The organism is Streptomyces sp. NPDC048411 (assembly GCF_040704695.1).
GTDB lineage: Bacteria > Actinomycetota > Actinomycetes > Streptomycetales > Streptomycetaceae > Streptomyces.
The window spans coordinates 1-17,077 of record NZ_JBEZKL010000056.1 but is presented as its reverse complement, the minus strand read 5'-3'; the positions used below and the strand labels follow the sequence as shown (position 1 = coordinate 17,077).

Annotated in this window: 12 protein-coding genes and 4 pseudogenes; 5 read left to right on the top strand and 11 right to left on the bottom strand. The window is 69.9% G+C overall.

Annotation, left to right across the window (positions count from 1 at the left end):
* Positions 1-161: 161 nt before the first annotated feature.
* Positions 162-464, bottom strand: coding sequence for a hypothetical protein (locus tag AB0915_RS20695; protein ID WP_366692472.1), 303 nt, complete (start codon positions 462-464; stop codon positions 162-164).
* A 179-nt stretch (positions 465-643) separates the two neighbouring features.
* Here AB0915_RS20695 and AB0915_RS20690 point away from each other — a divergent pair, with 179 nt between their 5' ends.
* Together AB0915_RS20690 and AB0915_RS20685 are read left to right on the top strand one after the other, a co-directional pair.
* The gene (locus AB0915_RS20690) at positions 644-1,081 is read left to right on the top strand and encodes a beta galactosidase jelly roll domain-containing protein (RefSeq protein WP_366692496.1); all 438 of its coding nucleotides are present in this window, start codon (positions 644-646) and stop codon (positions 1,079-1,081) included.
* A gap of 110 nt (positions 1,082-1,191) precedes the next feature.
* Complete coding sequence (locus tag AB0915_RS20685; RefSeq protein ID WP_366692495.1) at positions 1,192-3,558, top strand: immune inhibitor A domain-containing protein; 2,367 nt, start codon at positions 1,192-1,194, stop codon at positions 3,556-3,558.
* Positions 3,559-3,611: 53 nt separating this feature from the next.
* Here the strand turns inward: AB0915_RS20685 and AB0915_RS20680 are convergent.
* From AB0915_RS20680 to AB0915_RS20635, 10 genes and pseudogenes are all read right to left on the bottom strand, one after another.
* Positions 3,612-3,740, bottom strand: a pseudogene (locus AB0915_RS20680) (transposase family protein); the annotation flags it as partial.
* 39 nt (positions 3,741-3,779) lie between these two features.
* Positions 3,780-4,070: pseudogene (locus AB0915_RS20675) on the bottom strand (transposase family protein); the annotation flags it as partial.
* Positions 4,071-4,475: 405 nt separating this feature from the next.
* A complete protein-coding gene (locus AB0915_RS20670; RefSeq protein ID WP_366692471.1) occupies positions 4,476-4,853 on the bottom strand; it encodes an NUDIX domain-containing protein in 378 nt (125 codons plus the stop codon).
* Positions 4,854-4,913: 60 nt separating this feature from the next.
* The gene (locus tag AB0915_RS20665) at positions 4,914-5,723 is read right to left on the bottom strand and encodes a PIG-L deacetylase family protein (protein WP_366692470.1); all 810 of its coding nucleotides are present in this window, start codon (positions 5,721-5,723) and stop codon (positions 4,914-4,916) included.
* On the bottom strand, positions 5,716-8,034 hold the full coding sequence (fxlM, locus tag AB0915_RS20660; RefSeq protein WP_366692469.1) for a methyltransferase, FxLD system: 2,319 nt from the start codon (positions 8,032-8,034) through the stop codon (positions 5,716-5,718). The genes AB0915_RS20665 and fxlM overlap by 8 nt, the downstream gene beginning before the upstream one ends.
* 34 nt (positions 8,035-8,068) lie before the next feature.
* Positions 8,069-8,722: a M15 family metallopeptidase gene (locus AB0915_RS20655; protein WP_366692468.1), complete on the bottom strand. Its 654-nt coding sequence runs from the start codon at positions 8,720-8,722 to the stop codon at positions 8,069-8,071.
* Entirely contained in the window at positions 8,719-9,762 is a 1,044-nt protein-coding gene (locus AB0915_RS20650) for a GNAT family N-acetyltransferase (protein WP_366692467.1), read from the bottom strand. Before AB0915_RS20650 ends, AB0915_RS20655 begins: the two co-directional genes overlap by 4 nt.
* A complete protein-coding gene (locus AB0915_RS20645; RefSeq protein WP_366692466.1) occupies positions 9,759-11,189 on the bottom strand; it encodes a phosphotransferase in 1,431 nt (476 codons plus the stop codon). The genes AB0915_RS20650 and AB0915_RS20645 overlap by 4 nt, the downstream gene beginning before the upstream one ends.
* Entirely contained in the window at positions 11,186-13,693 is a 2,508-nt protein-coding gene (locus tag AB0915_RS20640) for a methyltransferase domain-containing protein (protein ID WP_366692465.1), read from the bottom strand. The genes AB0915_RS20645 and AB0915_RS20640 overlap by 4 nt, the downstream gene beginning before the upstream one ends.
* A 643-nt stretch (positions 13,694-14,336) precedes the next feature.
* The gene (locus tag AB0915_RS20635) at positions 14,337-14,471 is read right to left on the bottom strand and encodes a hypothetical protein (RefSeq protein WP_366692500.1); all 135 of its coding nucleotides are present in this window, start codon (positions 14,469-14,471) and stop codon (positions 14,337-14,339) included.
* Between AB0915_RS20635 and AB0915_RS20630 the strand changes: the two are divergent.
* The 3 genes and pseudogenes from AB0915_RS20630 to AB0915_RS20620 all read left to right on the top strand — a co-directional run.
* A pseudogene (locus AB0915_RS20630) lies at positions 14,458-14,601 on the top strand (IS110 family transposase); the annotation flags it as partial. The gene AB0915_RS20635 and the pseudogene AB0915_RS20630 overlap by 14 nt on opposite strands.
* Before the next feature lie 552 nt (positions 14,602-15,153).
* The gene (locus AB0915_RS20625) at positions 15,154-16,737 is read left to right on the top strand and encodes an acyl-CoA carboxylase subunit beta (protein WP_366692464.1); all 1,584 of its coding nucleotides are present in this window, start codon (positions 15,154-15,156) and stop codon (positions 16,735-16,737) included.
* 63 nt (positions 16,738-16,800) lie between these two features.
* Positions 16,801-17,001, top strand: a pseudogene (locus tag AB0915_RS20620) (acyl-CoA carboxylase subunit epsilon); the annotation flags it as partial.
* Positions 17,002-17,077: the final 76 nt, after the last annotated feature.

Genomic DNA, 17,077 nt, shown 5'->3' with positions numbered 1-17,077 from the left:
ACGGGCAACGAACAGGAACCACCATGACCATGCAGACCGCCGTCATCGACCACCCCGCCCGGCGGCTCGTCGTGGCGCTTCCCCACTCTTACGACGCAGCCCGCGAGACATACGAGGCCCTCGTTCCCGAAGTCGATCTCGCTCGCTTCCGGCAAGCGCCCTCATGGCAAGCCACGCTCGAACTCGTCGAGACCAATGCCCCCCACGGCTTCATGCGCTACTACCGCAGCGACATCACCTCCGTCATGGCTGGATCGGAGTCCACCTGGAAGGCCACGCAGTACCTCATGGGCAACCACGCCATTGCTGAACGCATGTACCGCCACGACCCATCGGTCATGCTTCACGCTCCCTTGCGGACTCTCCTGTACGGCGACACCTTCGGAGAAGTAAAGCTGGCTGTCGACCAGCCAAGCCTGCTGTTCACGAGCTACGGCGACCCGCGGATCGCCGCCGTCGGCCATGAACTCGACGCGCTCCTCGCCCAGCTGATCACACTGCTCGATGGCAGAGTGCCACCGCAGTCGAGCCCTGCCCACACCCGGCCCTGGTCCTCAGACCTCTCGACGGCGTTCACGCTTGGCCCAGGCCACCGGGGTGGACGATGCTGCTGTGGGCCTGTCTGTGAAGACTCCGCCGTGCTCTGGTTCGCCTTGTACCTGGCAGCACCGCTCTGCCGCAGGGCACCGACAGCGCGCTCGCGCTGCGGATCAACGACTCGGCCCGACGCAGGCCCAAGTACCGGGTCCAGATCTTCGTCTACGGTTGGAACACCGGCCAGTACGTGGCGAACATCGGCTCGCAGAGCGAGTTCGTCAGCCCGCAGGGCTTCTTGAACACCAACGGGACGAACACGATCGCGCTGGCCGTCAGCGCCGAGCAGAGCGGCGTGGGCCCCGACTCCGTGCAACTCGTCGACCAGTGCACCGTCGCGGCGGGGTGCCCGCTCTCAGCAACACGGTGCCCGACTACACCGCCCTGTTCGGCTGATCCGGCGGCCTGGGCTCTCCCCGGACTCCCCGGCCCGCATGGCGCGGCCAGGGAGTCCGGTCTTTCCGGCGGCGGGCGTTCGCGGTCTTGATTTCCCATCAGGGCGCCATGTGAAATGTCACATATCCCGACTAGGAGGCAGCAGCCTTGAATCAGTTACGACGCACGCGTGGGTCCGTCGCCGCCGCGGTGGCGGTCCTGATGGCCGGACTTGCCCTCACGGCCGTCCCCTCGACGGCCGGTGCCGTCCCCGTCTTCTCCGCCGATTCCACTGACTCCGGCTCCACCGACTTTGCCGCCGGCACCGGAGCAGGACCAGACGAGCACGACCTGCCCGGTCCCTTCACCGAGGAGCAGCGGGCCCGGCACCAGGCCGCGCTGGAGCAGGTGCTGTCCGGCCAGGCGTCCGCCGAGAAGCGTGGACCGTCGAAGGTCGTCCGCCTCGGCAAGGGCAAGTACGCCGAGCTCTCCCGCGAGAAGACCGACAAGATCTTCGTCATCCTCGCCGAGTTCGGCGACACGATCGACAGCACGACCATGTACGACCCGGACGGTTCCGGCCCCCGGCCGCCCGTGATCAAGTACGGCGGCACGCCCGGCCCGCTGCACAACCGGATACCCCAGCCGGACCGGACCCTGGACAACGCCACCGACTGGCGGGCCGATTACCACCGCGAGCACTTCCAGGACCTCTACTTCTCGCACGACGCCGACCAGGAGTCGGTGGCCAAGTACTACGAACGGCAGTCCTCGGGGCGCTACTCCGTGGACGGCACGGTCGCCGACTGGGTGAAGGTCCCTTACAACGAGGCCCGTTACGGCAGCAATTACTGCGGCGGCCGCATCTGCAACAACGTCCAGGACCTCGTCCGCGACGGCGTGAACGCCTGGTTCGCCGACCAGAGGGCCCAGGGCCGCACCATGGAGCAGATCAAGGCCGACCTGGCGGCGTACGACCAGTGGGACCGCTACGACTTCGACGGCGACGGCGACTTCAACGAGCCCGACGGCTACATCGACCACTTCCAGATCGTCCACGGCGGCGAGGACGAGTCCGCGGGCGGCGGCGCGCAGGTGGCCAACGCTATCTGGGCGCACCGCAGTTACGTCTACGGCGGCAACGCCGGGAAGACCGGCCCGGAGGACAACAAGGGCGGCGGCACGCCAGTCGGCGACACCGGCCTGTGGGTCGGCGACTACACCATGCAGCCGGAGAACGGCGGTCTGGGCGTCTACGCCCACGAGTACGGCCACGACCTCGGCCTGCCCGACCACTACGACACCAGCGGCACCGGCGAGTCCTCCTCCGGCTCCTGGAGCGTGATGTCGCAGGGCTCGTGGCTCGGCCGCGGCAAGGACGCCATCGGCGACCTGCCGGGCGACATGAACGCCTGGGACAAGCTCCAGCTCGGCTGGCTCGACTACGCCACCGCCAAGGCGGCGACCAAGGGCACGTACAAGCTCGGCTACGCGGAGTTCAACAACAGCAACAGCCAGGAGCCGCAGGCCCTGATCGTCAGCCTGCCCGACAAGCAGGTCTCCACGCCCATCACCGTGCCCGCCCAGGGCGCGAAGCAGTGGTGGTCGGGCAAGGGCGACAACCTCTCCAACACCCTCACCCGCACGGTCGACCTGACCGGCAAGACGTCCGCCGCCCTCACCCTCGACGGCTGGTGGGACATCGAGCAGGACTGGGACTACCTCTACACCGAGGCGTCCGCCGACGGCGGCGCCACCTGGACCGCGCTGGACGGCACCGCTGACGGCGTGTCCATCCCCCGTGACGGCGCGGACCGTCCCGCCCTCACCGGCGTCGGCGGCGCCCACCGACACCTGACCTACGACCTCACCGCCTTCGCCGGCCGGAAGACCGACCTGCGCTTCCGGTACGCCACCGACGGCGGCGTGGCGGGCCTGGGCTTCGCGGCCGACGCGATCACCGTGACCGCCGACGGCCAGGCGCTGCTGAGCGACGACGCCGAAGGCGGCGAGAGCGGCTGGACGGCGAGCGGCTTCTCCCGCATCGGCGAGGCCGACGTCGCCTCCTACCCGCAGTACTACATCGCCGAGAACCGGCAGTACGTCTCCTACGACCACTCACTCCTGGTCGGCCCGTACAACTTCGGCTGGCGCAACACCCGGCCGCAGTGGGTGGAGCACTACCCGTTCCAGAACGGCCTGCTCATCTCGCTGTGGGACACCTCGCAGACGGACAACAACGTCGGCCAGCACCCCGGCCGCGGCCAGATCCTGCCGATCGACGCCCACCCGGCCCCGATGCGCTGGCCCGGCGGCACGCTGATGACCAACCTGATCCAGACCTTCGACGCATCCTTCGGCCTCCAGCCGACGGACGCCTTCACCCTGCACCGCGACGGCGCCGCGGTCGACGTGCCGTCGCAGCCGGGCGTCCCGGTCTTCGACGACCGCCACGGCGACCGCTACCACAGCCCAGCCGACCCCACCGGCAGCGTGATCGTCCCGGACACCGGCACCACGATCACCGTCCTGAACGAGGCGGGCGACGGCCACCACGTCGTCGTGCAGGTCACCCCCTCCGAGGACTGACCCCGCCCGGTCCGGCCCGCCGCATCCGGCGGCGAGCCGGCCCCGGCGAACGACGGCCCGAGGTGGTCGATGATGCGGTCGGCGGCAGACTTGGACACCCCGAACGACGGTGCGAGTTGGCGCAAGGTCAGGTTCGTCCGCCAGTAGGCGGCGAGCAGAAGCACGCGGTCCTCCAGCGGCAGGCAGGCCAGGCCTGTCGGGACGGCGAATCCACGTCCGGCCAGCAGCGGCCGGATCTCGGCGATGGCGCGGCCGACGGTTGAGGATCCGACCTGGTAGATCACGGCCAGGGCATCGTGAGTGAGTCCGGTCCGCAGGTGAACCAGGGTGACCAGCACCCGGTCGGTAAAGACGAGTTCGTACTTCGGCCCGGCCCCGGCCTGCCGCCTGCGGCGACCCCGGCGCCGCTCGTGCCGTCCAGACTCGCAGCGTGCTTCCCAGCGTGGCGCGAGTTCTTCGATGAACTCGCCGAGATGTTGGCGCGCGAGACCGCAGAGGGCAGGATGGGCCATGGCCGCGCGGGCCTGCTTGATCTTCACACCTCAAGAACCCGCTCGGCCATCGCCATGTCACGGCCGCCCACGACCAATCGCGGGGCAGGCCGTTAGCTCACGCAGCCCGCAGCGTTGCCTCGGTTTCCATCAGGAAGGCAACTGCTTCGTCGTAGCGCCGTGCGTGCTGAGGGCAGTGGCGGAGCTGGTTGGCGATCTGCTGCCGTTCCAGGTGGCGTCCTGCTGAGCGCGGGCGCGGACCGTGATGGCCCGGGCGAGGTCGCTGTCGTCGGGGAGGGGTTCGCTGAGGTCAAGGGCAGCCTGGTTGTCCTCGTCGAGCGGTCCACACGTACCAAGCAGGACCTCGTACGCCTCCGCAACGAAACGCAGAGGTCCCTGGACGTGCGGGGGCCGAGGTCGACGCGCTCAAGGTCCGGCGGTTGCCGCTCGGTGTGGTTGGAGCGATGGCCGGAGTCGTGGGCGCCGCATAGCGGCGGGCGCGCCGGTGCTGTCGGCGGAGATCCAGTCGACGGCCAGGCACCGGTCGACGGTGGCGGTGACTCCGAGCTCCTCCACCAGTTCACGGGCTGCTGCGTGCGCGGGGGAATCGTTCTTGTCGACGGCGCGGCCGGCCAAGAGACATGTGTCGCGATAGTCGGCGTGTTGGACCAGGACCTGGCCGAGGGGGTTGGTGATCAGCACGGACGTGCCGACCCATAGGGCGGCCGAGGCGCGCAGCGCGCCGTACGCCTCGTCGCTCATCACGGTGCCGGGCATTTCGCCGGGTACGGATGTGGTCGTCATATCTCTCCGAGTCAGAAGGGGCCGGTCGGGCCGAGGGAGGAGTGAGGCGGTTGAGCGCCGTCAGGCAGTGAGCCGATGGGGAGCGTTGGGGACGGGCCCGGTCGTGAGCCGGGTGAAGTACTCGGTCGCGATGATCTTTCGCCGGGTCTCCTCAGGCAGGCGGGCGAGGATGCCGGGCAGCGGCCGTTCGCGGGCGACCTCCCCACGGTGCGCGAGGATCGCGGCCCACTTCTGCTCCAGCCAGGGGCTGACGTCGACGGCTGTGGTGGCGTACGCGTCCGGGACCGCGAGCACGGGTTTGCCGGCGGCCTCCAGCAGCGGCCCGAGATCTCCGACGCCCGATTTTGAGCGCGTGGCGCAGTACACGGCGCGCGGTTGCCAGGGCTGCCCGGCTTCCGGGTGCAGATGCGCGAGCCCCGCGTCCTGAACGGCGAGGAGAGCGACCTGGTGAGTGCGGCGATGGTCCGCATGACCGGTCAGCTGGCCCAAGGCATCATGCGTCACCACGACGTCGGGGCGGAACGAGCGGACCTGGTGGACCAGGGCGGCGATCACCTCGTCCAGCGGTGCGTCGACGAGCCGAGGACGGCCGGGGGCCGCCTTCGGGTTGCGGGCGTCGCCGTACCCGAGTAACCGTGGGGTGCCCGCACCGAGGGCGCGCAACGCGTCCGCGAGCTCGGCGGCCCGCGGGCTCTCAGGCGCCCACGTCATGGTGACGACAGCGGTGCGCGCGTGCGCGGCAGCGTGCTGGGCGAGTACGCCACCGGCGAGGAGGCTTTCGTCGTCGGGATGGGCGAACACACCGAGCAGGGAAGCCGTAGCGGACGACGTCACGGGCTTCGCGCGGGTCAGTTCGTCTGAGTCAGGCACGCTGTCCGCCCGCCGCCAGGGGGTTCTGTTCGCTGGCGAGGGTTCGGCTCGGCCATTGGAAGACAAGCCTTGCGCTGGGCTTGTCGAGCACATCGCCGGGCGGCAGCTGGTCGTCGGGTGTTCCGGCCGGGTGGATGGTCATCGGCGGATAGCCGCTCTCGCGCACCTCGCGGTCCCAGACGCGGACGCACTCGGAGAAGTGCTCCGCCACCTCTTCGGCAGCTGGGCCGTAGGCGTGGATGAAGAACTCCGTGATGCGGTCGGCCGGCTCCGGGGCGTCCTGGACCTGCCTGTAGGTCAGGTAGGCGAGGGAGCCGTTCGCCAGGATCGCTGCCGCGTCCTGCTGGGCCACGAGCGAGGACCCCTTCGGCACCGTCAGCCGGCAGAACCCTGCCAGCGTGCTGGCGGCGTAGATCTGCAGGGTCTCGAAGTTGAAGACGCCCCGGACGACGAGGCCGGTGGAGAGCTCGTGCCGCGGCCCGTGCAGAGCCTGGTCGAGACCGGCGGTGTCGCCGGGCGCCCCGTCCTCCCACCGCACCGTGACGTCGCCGTCGGCCAGCCGCACGGCCGGGGCGGTGCGAGCGGCGGCACCGCGGTCCCGCACGAAACCGCAGTACGTCCAGTGCTCCGCCACCAGGGTGTCGCCGCGCCGGACCAGGGTGAGGGAGCGGGTGTAGCCGCCCATCTCCAGCGGCACGACCAACCGCGCGCCCTCGGCGAGTTGTTCCCGCCAGGCCGGTGCGATGTCGGACGCGTTATGGGTGATCATCACACCGTCGAACCCGCCGGCCGGGACATGTCCGGGCGCGCCGAGTCCGCCGTCGCCGAGGACAGCGGCCACCCGGCCGCTTCCGGCCTCCGCGCACAGCCGCTGTGTGCGGTGCACCACGTACGGGTCGACGTCCACGGTCACTACCCGGCCGCGCTCCCCGACCACGTGCGCGAGCAGCTCCCCGTTGTACCCGCCCGACCCGACTTCCAGCACGGTCATCCCCGGCTCCAGCCGGAGTTGCTCGATCATGTCCGCCTGCAGCCAGGCCGCCGAGACGGAGCTGACCGCGGTCTCGGACGGCTCCCGGACCGTCACCACGGCCAGGTCATCGTGATAGGCCGTCTCCAGCGGGGCCTCGGGCACGAAACGGTGCCGGGGTACCTCACGCAGCGCGGCCTGCACCCGCGGTGAGGGCGCCCAGCCCTTCGCGATCACGGTGTCTGCCATCCGTTCGCGCAGCCGGACGGCCTCGGCCGGCTCGCCCGGCACGGCCGGGACGGTGGCGGCGCACCGATAGGAGTGGATCGGCGGCAGCCCGGGCAGCGTCCCCGGCCACACCGCGTTCAACGCCTGCGCGGAGGGCGCGAAGATCTTGCCCAGGGTGGCCAAGGTGTGCAGGGAGTGCCACTGCCAGCACGAGAAGCGGTGCGCTTCGGGCAGTCCGAGCTCGCCTTCCCAGTCGGTTACGCGCACGACCGGGGAGATGCGGCGCACGTCCTGCCGGTCGTCGTGAAGGACCGCGATGACAAAGGCATCCTCCTCGCGTGCCGTCAGTCCTGTTTCCTCCGCCAACTCCCGCACTGCTGCGGCCGATGCGGACTCGCCTGTCTCGATCCGGCCTCCCGGCAGCTCCCACATGCCCCGGGTGGAGCGGCCCAGAAGAACCCGTCCAGAGGCGTCGGTGATGACGGCCGCAGCGCCAACAACCGCCTGGGGGGCTGGTCGGCCCTTCTCCACCGCGGTGAATGAACCGTTTGCCCCGCGCAGGATCAGCATCGCCAGGCCCGCCGCGTCGAACCGCTCGACGTCCGGGAAGCCGTCGATGAGTGTGGCGAGTTCGTCCTCATCCAGGGCGATGTGGCGCCGTTCGTCGGGCGTGTGCTCCACGACGGGGGTGATGATGACGAGTGCCCCACCGTCGCGCAGCCGCGCGGCCAGACGGCGCAGCACCCGGGCGCGATCGCGGATGAAGGCGACGGAGAGCCGCAGGGTGATCAGGTCGTAGTCGTCGTCGGCAAGGTCGGCCAGGTCGTCGTGCTCGATGTCCAGGCACAGCCAGCGCACCCCCTCTACTCCGGGGTGCTCCTGGCGGGCCCGTTCCAGGGCGCCTTCGGCGAAGTCGGCGGCGTCGACGGTGTACCCGAGCGATGTCAGGAACACGGCCGTCTCACCGGCACCGCAGCAGACATCCAGCGCCCGGCCGTTCTCGGGTGCCGGAGTGGCGTGCTCGATGAGCAGAGCCTTCTCCTCGTTCCCGAGCCGCCGGAACCCACGGCCATCGTCGTAGTGCTGGGACCAATCGGCCCGGGTGTATCCCACAGATCGCTCCTTGCTCATGAAAGGGGGGTGGTCGTTACGGCAGCTCGACGGGGCCATAGAGGGCGGCCGGCTGCTTGGTCTGCAGCGCCCAGTACCTGTCGCCGAAGCTCCAGTGCCAGAACTCGGTCGAGTAGTTTGTGAGCCCGGCCGCGGACAGCACGGCCTTGAGGGTGGCCCGGTTCGTCTGGGCCCGGGTGCTGAGACCAGGGGCATCGGTGTAGCAGGCGCCGCCGCTTTCCTCGGGATTGGCGTTGACGCGTGTGCCCATGTCCAGCTCGCGGCCTTGGTAGTCGACGAGTGTCACGTCGACGGCCGCGCCGGCAGAGTGCGGTGCGATCTCCGGAGGTGAGACGAAACGGCTGGCCGCTTCGCGGAGCTCGGCGGCCTGCCACTCAGGGTGGGCACGGGCCAGCTCGCCGGAGTACGTCTCGAAGTAGCGCCGCTGCAGGGCCGGCGGCCGGTAGCCCTCCACGAACAACACGAGCACGCCAGTGGGCAGCAGCGACTGTGCGTGCAGCAGCCGGGTGAGGACCCCTTGCCGTACGTGGGCGTAGGCGCCGGTCGCGTCTTGCCGGCGGTCATCGACCTGCAGTCGGTGCTCGCGGACGTCGACGAGTCTCTCGCCGCAGTCCTGAAGGGGGATCGCGGCCACCCTCGGATCGGACATCAATACGATGCTGCTGCTCATGCGGTTCCCCAGTCCCAGGTGCCGACGTACGCGGCCTCGCCGGTGCGCCGGGCAGATTCCACCGCGCTCAGGCGCGCGAAGTCACGAGGCGGCATCAGCGCCTCCCATTCGCCCAGGGGCAGAACACGGACCTCGTCGTGCTCCCGCGGGTTCAAGGCGATGGCGCGGATCTGTTCCGCGGTGAGCCGGCCGCCGTCGAAGACGCAGCCGATCGTGCTGTGAGGCCATTCGGCGCCCGGCAACCCGAACACGGTGGCCAGGAGACGGGGCGGCCCTGGCGGCGTCAGGCCAGTCTCCTCCCGGCACTCGCGCACGGCTGTCTCCCAGGGCCGCTCACCCAAATCCATCGTTCCGCCCACCAGCTGCCACGGGTGGGCGGGCGAGTAGACGGAGTGCAGCTGGATGGGCCGGTCGTCCTCGTCGGTGAAATACATGCAGGCGAACGCCGTGGTCTTCGGCACCGTGGCGGCGTACAGCTCGGGCGGCATCCAGGCCGAGGCGCCTTCCGATGTGCTCGCAGCGGCTGGTTCGTTGAGACGTGTCATCCGCATCAGGGCCGGACTGCCCGCGAAGCCGAGCTCGCGGTAGAGCGGGGCTGCCTCCACGCTGGAGTGGAGCTCGAACAGGGTGACCTGCTCGTCGCGGGAGAGGTGGTCGAGGAGTGCGGAGACCACGGCCCGGGCGTAGCCGCGGCGCCGGACGTCCGGTCGCGTGGCGACGACGTGCACGCGGGCGGCCAGCCCCCGGGGGTAGGCCGGTGCCGGAAGCACGGGGTGGATCAGACCGAGCGCGCAGGCAGCAAGCGCGCCGTCCGGGCTGTCGATGACGAAGGCGCGCGCGTCCCCCGACTCGATCAGTCGCGGCGCCAGCTCGTCAGTGCACTGCCGGATCCATTCCTCGCTCAGGGGCGTAGACAGGACGTGCTCGGAGCGCATCCGGACGATGCCCTCGGCGTCAGCAGGCGTGGCCGCGCGGGTCAGCGGGTGCCCGGCGTCAGACGACGGCCTCACCGTGGGGATCGATACCGTGTCGCGGTTCATGAGCGCTCTCCCGTGGACGAGTTGAAGGTGTTGTGCTCGGCGCGCAACCGGGCCAGAGTCCGCCGGCCCCGCTCGACGAGTTCCGGATCACCGTGGGCGACGCCGAACGCGATCCCGCTCACCGAATCGAGAGCCATGTCGATGACAAGCCGTGCCTCCTCGGCCCCCGTCAGGGGCCTGCCGTACCCGGTCAGGAACGCCTGGAAGAGCTCGGGGCGGTTGGCCCAGGCGTCGGACATGCGGACCAAGTCCCGTACGGCCGGGCCGGGCTCGCTGCGCTCGAGGTCGATCACCCCGAGGAAGCCGTCGTCATCCTCGGAGCTGTCGGCGTCATCGGTGTGGAGGATGTTGCGCAGCTGGAAATCGCCGTGGGTCTCCACCCACTCCAGCGGCGGCAGAGCCTGCGCCTGCCGGACAAGGTCGCGGACGAACTCGGCATCTCCCGGCTCCAGGTGTGGTCCCGCTGCGGCCAGGTGCCGTTCGGCTTTGCCGACAGCCGGGCCGCTGCCGACGGGGGCGGGGCGCGGGGGAGAGGCGTGGTGGATCCGGCGGGCCAGCGCGCCGATCTTGCGGAAGACTGCCTTCTCCTGCCGCGGGGACAGGGCGACGCCGTGCAGAGTGCGGCCCGGCACCGCTGTGAGCACCACTGCCCTGAGTTTCTCGTCGGCGGCCACCAGTCGGGGCGCAGCCGCGCCCAGTAGCGGAGCCCAGGTGCGTAGGGCGGTCACCTCTCTCTGGTGGAAGCGCTCGTTCTGGTGGACCTTGACGAACCACATCCCTCCGTCGGCGCCGTGCGCCCGCCACACCTGGCTGCCCTCCCGCGCCCAGGAGGCATCCGTCCAGCCGGTGATGCGTCCGACGGCCTGTTCGGTGAACTCCCGCAGCCGCGGGCCCGGTCCGGACGTCCCGACCGCCGGGACGGGACGGCACCGGTCGAAAGATGGGTCGTAGGCGATCGGGTCCCGGGGCTCCTGGAAGTGCACGGCCATCATCTGGCCGGACCGGTAGGCGTCCATCCCCGCCCGGCAGTACGCGACCATCGGCTCCGGAAGGGCGTCGAGAGGGAACCAGCCCATCGCGTCGCACACGGCCGGCTCCCGGACGGAGGGGGCGCCCTGCCAGGTGCGCACCTCGAAGAACAGTCCAGACCTCGACTTGCCGCCAGGGCTGCGGTGGTGCACGGCGACCGCGAAGCGTACGTCCGCCGCGTCGATGCTCACGCCGGCCTCTTCCGCCGCCTCGCGGATCAGCGCGTCGACGACGTCCTCATGCGGTCCGTCCAGGTGCCCGGAGACCAGATGCCACAGGCCGGCGGTGTACACCTGCCCGGCCCGCCGCGACAGCAGGACCTCCGGCCCCTCGCCGGTCTCCCTTCGCAGGATCAGGTGGACGTCCACCGGCTCGGCGTGCCGCTCCCCGCTGCTCACGATGCACCCCCGGGGCGTCGGGCGAGCAGGACCGTGAACACGGCGTTCTCCACCAGGGATCCGTCGGTCGCGTGCGTGTGGAGCAGCGTGCGGGCCTCGTCCTCGAACGCGGCGTGTCGCTGCCCGAAGAGCTCCGCGCCGGCGAAGGAGGTGCCGCGCAGGTAGCCGAGCACGGTCTCCGGTCTCCAGGTACGGACAACGGGCACACGGTGCTCGGTGACGTCGCTCCACGCCGACGCGGCGAGGTCCTCCTCGTACGAGCGACGGGGCTCGGAGTAGGAGCCGCGGCTGCCCGCCCGGCGCTCGGAGCCCAGGTAGCGCTGGATCAGTCCGCGCAGCGCACGGGTCCACTCGGCATCGTGGGTCCACAGGCTCCCGTCGCCCATGATCGCCACCGTGGCGTCCGGCGCGGCGACCCGGTCCGCCATCTTCAGCACCGCCGGACCGTCCATCCAGTGGTAGGACCGGCAGCAGGTGACCAAGTCCGGCGCTTGTGCCTCTTCGCCGGACAGAGGTGTGAGCGGCCTGTACGCGTCGGCCGCGCAGCGGACGAGGGTGAGGGTGCAGCGGTCGAGCGCGGGAGCCAGCGCGACCCGGGCCTGGTCCAGCATCTGCTGGCTGACGTCGACCGCCTCGATGTGCGCCAGATCGGGGACAGCCGCCCGGAGGGCGAGCGGCACCTGCCCGGTGCCGGTGCCCAGGTCCAGCAGCACCGGCACCGACTGTCCGCGCAGAATGTCGGCCAGCAGCCGAACCGCCGCGTCCGGCACACCGGGCCGGTAGCGGGCGTAGGGCGCGGCCGCGGCCGCGAACAGCGCCTCCTGCTCTGGCGGAAGGCCAGGGAAGGGCACGTCGGGGTTGCGGATGTCGGATCGGGCGGGCGGCATGGTGGCACCCTTCGTGGGGCGGACGCAGGCTCCGACGGGCTCGGCGGGAGACGGACGGTGAGGGGGACCGGGCGAAATGACGGCGGTGGTGTGATCCGCTGCAGTGCGGGGCATCAGGTGGCGCCTTGGACGGCGTCGGGTGCGCGGGCGCCGACGGTGTGCAGAGCACGGACGGCGGTCGGCGAGGCCACTGGCGTGGAGGGACAGCAGCAACGGGGCAGCTTCCCCGCGACGGCGATCAGTGCCACGTAAATGGTGGAGGCGTGCAGGTCCACCACGGCGATGACCGAGATACCGATGGCGGTGATCCCGAAACCGGCGACGGTGATGGCCTGCGCCGCGGCGCACCCTCAAGCTGACGTTCTGCGATGCAGGGGAGTCGGCCCCGGGGTAGGTGTAGGACACGTTGTCCACGTGGATCTGGTGGACGTGGGACGGCAGCGGAGCGCCGGTGGTGGGGATGGCGTTCTCGGTTAACAGGGTGATGGCGTCCTCGGTGTCGGTGAGGAACAGCAGTTCCTCGTAGAGGCGGTTGACCTGTTGAACCAGCGAGGTCAGCCGGGCGGTCGAGGCGCGGATCGCGAGGACCGCGGTGCCGCCGACGGCGAGCGGCAGGGAGCCGTCGGCCAGCAGCCACCACAGCACTCCGTAGCAGGCGAGCGACGCGATGCCCGCGAAGGCGCCGGCAACCAGGTCCGTGGAGGCCTGCGCGCGGGCCAGGCGTCGCTGTTCTGCCTCGGTCTGGTGGGACATCTCCTCGTAGCTTTTCAGCAGCTTTGTTCCGGCGGCGTGGACGCGGATCTCGCCTTGCGCGTGCGGGCGGGTCAGGAAGCCCAGGAGCGAGGCGATGGCCCGCCGGTGGTCGATCCAGTGAAGCTTCGATACGTACTCGCGGCGTGCGGAGCTGACCGCGCCCCACCCCTTGGGCAAGGCGATCACCAGCAGCATCGGCAGGAGCATCCAGTGCAGCGACGCCAGGACGACAGCGGCCGCCACCATCGAGATGAGGACGTTGCCGACCCCCACCGACAGCATCAGCATGCTGCGGGCCGAATCCGTGCCGAACCGGCCGGCCTCCAGCACTTGGACCTCGGGGCGCTCGGTCGCCTCCAGCTCGACGCGGGTGACGGCCGTGTAGTAGCGCGCCGAGACCGCCCGCTCCACCTGCGGTTCCAGCCGGCCGGAGATCGCCGTCGACCATGCCGTCAGCAGGGCCGCGATCACCGCGGTCGCCGCCAGTACCGTCAACGACGGCAGGGCTTCTCGCAGCTTGTCCGCCGTCGGCCCCTCAGCGAACAGATTCGTGAGCACGCTGTTGACCGCAACCAGCCCCCACGCCGCGGTCACCCCCTGCCCGAGCTGCGCGATCACCACCCCCGCCATGGCCCGCCGGTCCGTCTGCCAGCCCGTGCGGAGCACCAGGGCGACCATGCGCGGCAACGCCGCCGCCATATGCCGGAACGAGAGCCTGGTCAGCGGGCCCGCGTGACGTACGTAGGACTGGTCGTAGCGCAGCCTGCCCCCGTACAGCTCGCGCTCCGCGTTGGAGATCGTGTCCTTCGCCGGTGTGCTCTTTGCGTCCTGCGAGGCAGCGCGGCGTGGTCCGGTGCGTGTCACTTCGCTCCTTCCTGACGGCCGTGGCGGTCTCGTCGGGTTCAACGACTCCACCGACTTCTCGAACACGTGTCTTTCGGCCGAGCTTCGAACCCCGGATCCAAGCGGCTGCTGAAAGGTGCGAGATGCATGGGCCCTTGTGCCACAAGAGGCCCTCCATGAATCGGCGTTGGCCGAAATGCCGTCGGTCGCGCGTGCTGCGCCGCGCTCCTGGTGCTCTGGCGGGATCAGAGAACCTGGGCCTTCGGCCAGCTCTGTCCGAGCGGAACTGCACAAGCCTGGTCCGCGTGTGGTCGTCGCGCACTCCCTCGGCAGCGTGATCGCCTTTGACATGCTGATCCGCGACGGCATCGGCCCCGGCCCTGAGGGACTCACGACCCTGGTCACATGCGGCTCCCCGCTGGCCTGGCCCACCATCCGCCGCTCTCTGGGGCACGACGAAAGTCCCCTCCGACTGCCCGACGGAATCGACTGGTTGTTCCTGGTGACATCCTCACCCAGTCCCAGGGCCTCGCATCGGTCGCGCCAGACGTACGCGACGAACGCGCCACCAACGGAGTCGCTGATGCCCACTCGGTGCTGCGCTATCTGCGGCACGGGGCGCTCGCCGACGTCATTGCGAAAGCAGGACGGGGACAACTGATCCCTACGTTGTTCTGCGGGCCGTGGTGAGCCCTTCGTATGGTTCACCGGAGTCGAGCAGGCCGACGAGCACTTGGGAAATGTTGCCGGTACCGGTGTCCCGGACAAACAGCAGACAGCGCAGTATCTCCTCCAGCACGGATCTTTCCGTTCCGGGCGAGGTCGTCCTGGGCGTGGACACACACAGCGAGGTTCATGTTGCCGCCGTGGTCTCCCCGCTGGGGAAGGTTCTGGGTACCGAGTCCTTTCCGGCCACGGCGGCCGGCTACTGGCTATATTTGTCGGTATACCTGTCTGGTCCGCTCTTGCCGGGGGAGTAGCGGTGCTAGGGCGTGTTTCGAAAGTCCCGCCTGCCTGGCGACGCCTGGCACGCACGCTCGCTGCGTTGTCGGGCTCGCCCCGATACGCCCAGTATCGGGGCGACCCTCCGCCTTGCGATCGCACGCACCAGACGTCGCCTGGCCCGCCCTACGGGCGGACGACGCTACTTTCGAAACACGCCCTAGGGCCTTTGTTCCGGGTCCTGCCGGGCTTCCTGATCGGGAAAGATCCGAAAGATCGGCCCGACAGGCCCTGGGCCGGCGGGTCCGGACCGCCGCTTCTGCGTGCGGTAAGCACAAACGGCCCACACGCCGGGGGTGACGGGCTTGTGCGGTACACCACAGTCCCGTTTTGTAGAGCTCTCACAAAGCGAGACCGCATTCCCCTGGTGGTTCGCCTGCATGGGGCAACGTTTCTGTCCGGCTCCGCCAGGAAACGGGTCAGGAGACTGTACAGAGTCGACGGCAGGATTTTCTTGGCTGGGTTCGTAGGGTCGATACATGACCGTTGTGGACGAAACCCCGGGCGAGCCGAGTGACACCCGTGGCCGGGTGGCCGAACTGCTGGCGCTGCGCGAGCAGGCCCGGCGCGGACCGAGCGACCGGGCGACCGAGGCCCAGCACGCCAAGGGCAAGCTGACAGCGCGTGAGCGCATCGAGCTGCTCCTGGACCCGGATTCGTTCAAGGAGGTCGAGCAGCTGCGCCGGCACCGGGCGACCGGGTTCGGCCTGGAGGAGAAGAAGCCGTACACGGACGGTGTCATCACCGGCTGGGGCACGGTCGAGGGCCGCACGGTCTTCGTCTACGCACACGACTTCCGGATCTTCGGCGGCGCGCTGGGCGAAGCCCACGCCACCAAGATCCACAAGATCATGGACATGGCGATCTCGGCGGGCGCCCCGCTGGTCTCGCTGAACGACGGCGCCGGCGCCCGCATCCAGGAGGGCGTCAGCGCGCTCGCCGGATACGGCGGCATCTTCCAGCGCAACACGCGCGCCTCCGGCGTCATCCCGCAGATCTCCGTGATGCTCGGCCCGTGCGCGGGCGGCGCGGCCTACAGCCCCGCCCTCACCGACTTCGTCTTCATGGTCCGCGAGACCTCCCAGATGTTCATCACCGGACCGGACGTCGTGAAGGCGGTCACCGGGGAGGAGATCTCGCAGAACGGCCTCGGCGGCGCCGATGTGCACGCCGAGACCTCGGGCGTCGCGCACTTCGCGTACGACGACGAGGAGACCTGCATCGCCGAGGTGCGGTACCTGCTGTCGATGCTCCCGTCCAACAACCGGGAGAACCCGCCCACCGTGGCGAGTGACGACCCGGCCGACCGGCGCGGCGACGTCCTGCTCGACCTGGTGCCGGCCGACGGCAACCGCCCGTACGACATGCACAAGGTCATCGAGGAGCTCGTCGACGACGGCGATTACCTGGAGATTCACGAGCGCTGGGCCCGCAACATCGTCTGCGCCCTGGCCCGGCTCGACGGCCAGGTCGTCGGCATCGTGGCCAACCAGCCGCAGTCCCTCGCCGGTGTCCTGGACATCGAGGCGTCGGAGAAGGCGGCCCGCTTCGTTCAGATGTGTGATGCATTCAACATTCCCATCATCACCCTTTTGGACGTACCCGGCTTCCTGCCCGGCGTCGATCAGGAGCACGGTGGAATCATTCGGCACGGTGCGAAGCTGCTCTACGCGTACTGCAACGCCACGGTGCCGAGGATCTCGCTGATCCTGCGCAAGGCCTACGGCGGTGCGTACATCGTGATGGACAGCCAGTCCATCGGTGCGGACCTCACCTACGCCTGGCCCACCAACGAGATCGCCGTGATGGGCGCCGAAGGTGCCGCCAACGTCATCTTCCGTCGGCAGATCGCCGACGCCGAGGACCCGGAGGCCATGCGGATCCGCATGGTCAAGGAATACAAGGCCGAACTGATGCATCCGTACTACGCCGCCGAGCGCGGCCTGGTCGACGACGTCATCGACCCCGCCGAGACCCGCGAGGTACTGATCGCCTCGCTCGCGATGCTCCGGTCCAAGCACGCCGATCTGCCGTCCCGCAAGCACGGGAACCCCCCGCAGTAACCGCGACTGCGTACCACCCCGCACAGTCCGCCACGTACTGCCGAAAAGACGGAGATACATCCCATGAGCGCTGTTCCTGCCGAGTCCGTGCTGCGCGTCGAGAAGGGCCTTGCCGACCCCGAGGAGCTGGCCGCCATAACCGCGGTCCTGCTCGCCCGCGCCGCAGCCACGTCCGCCGCTCCGGCCCACCGGGGCCGTACCTCCGCGGGCTGGCGCCGCCTGGAGCGCACCCCGGGCTTCCGCGCCCCGCACTCCTGGCAGGGCTCCGGGATCCGGCTGTACGGGCCCGAGCCGGTGCCCGTCGCCGTTCTGGACTCCGACCGCACCACGGTTGTCGAGG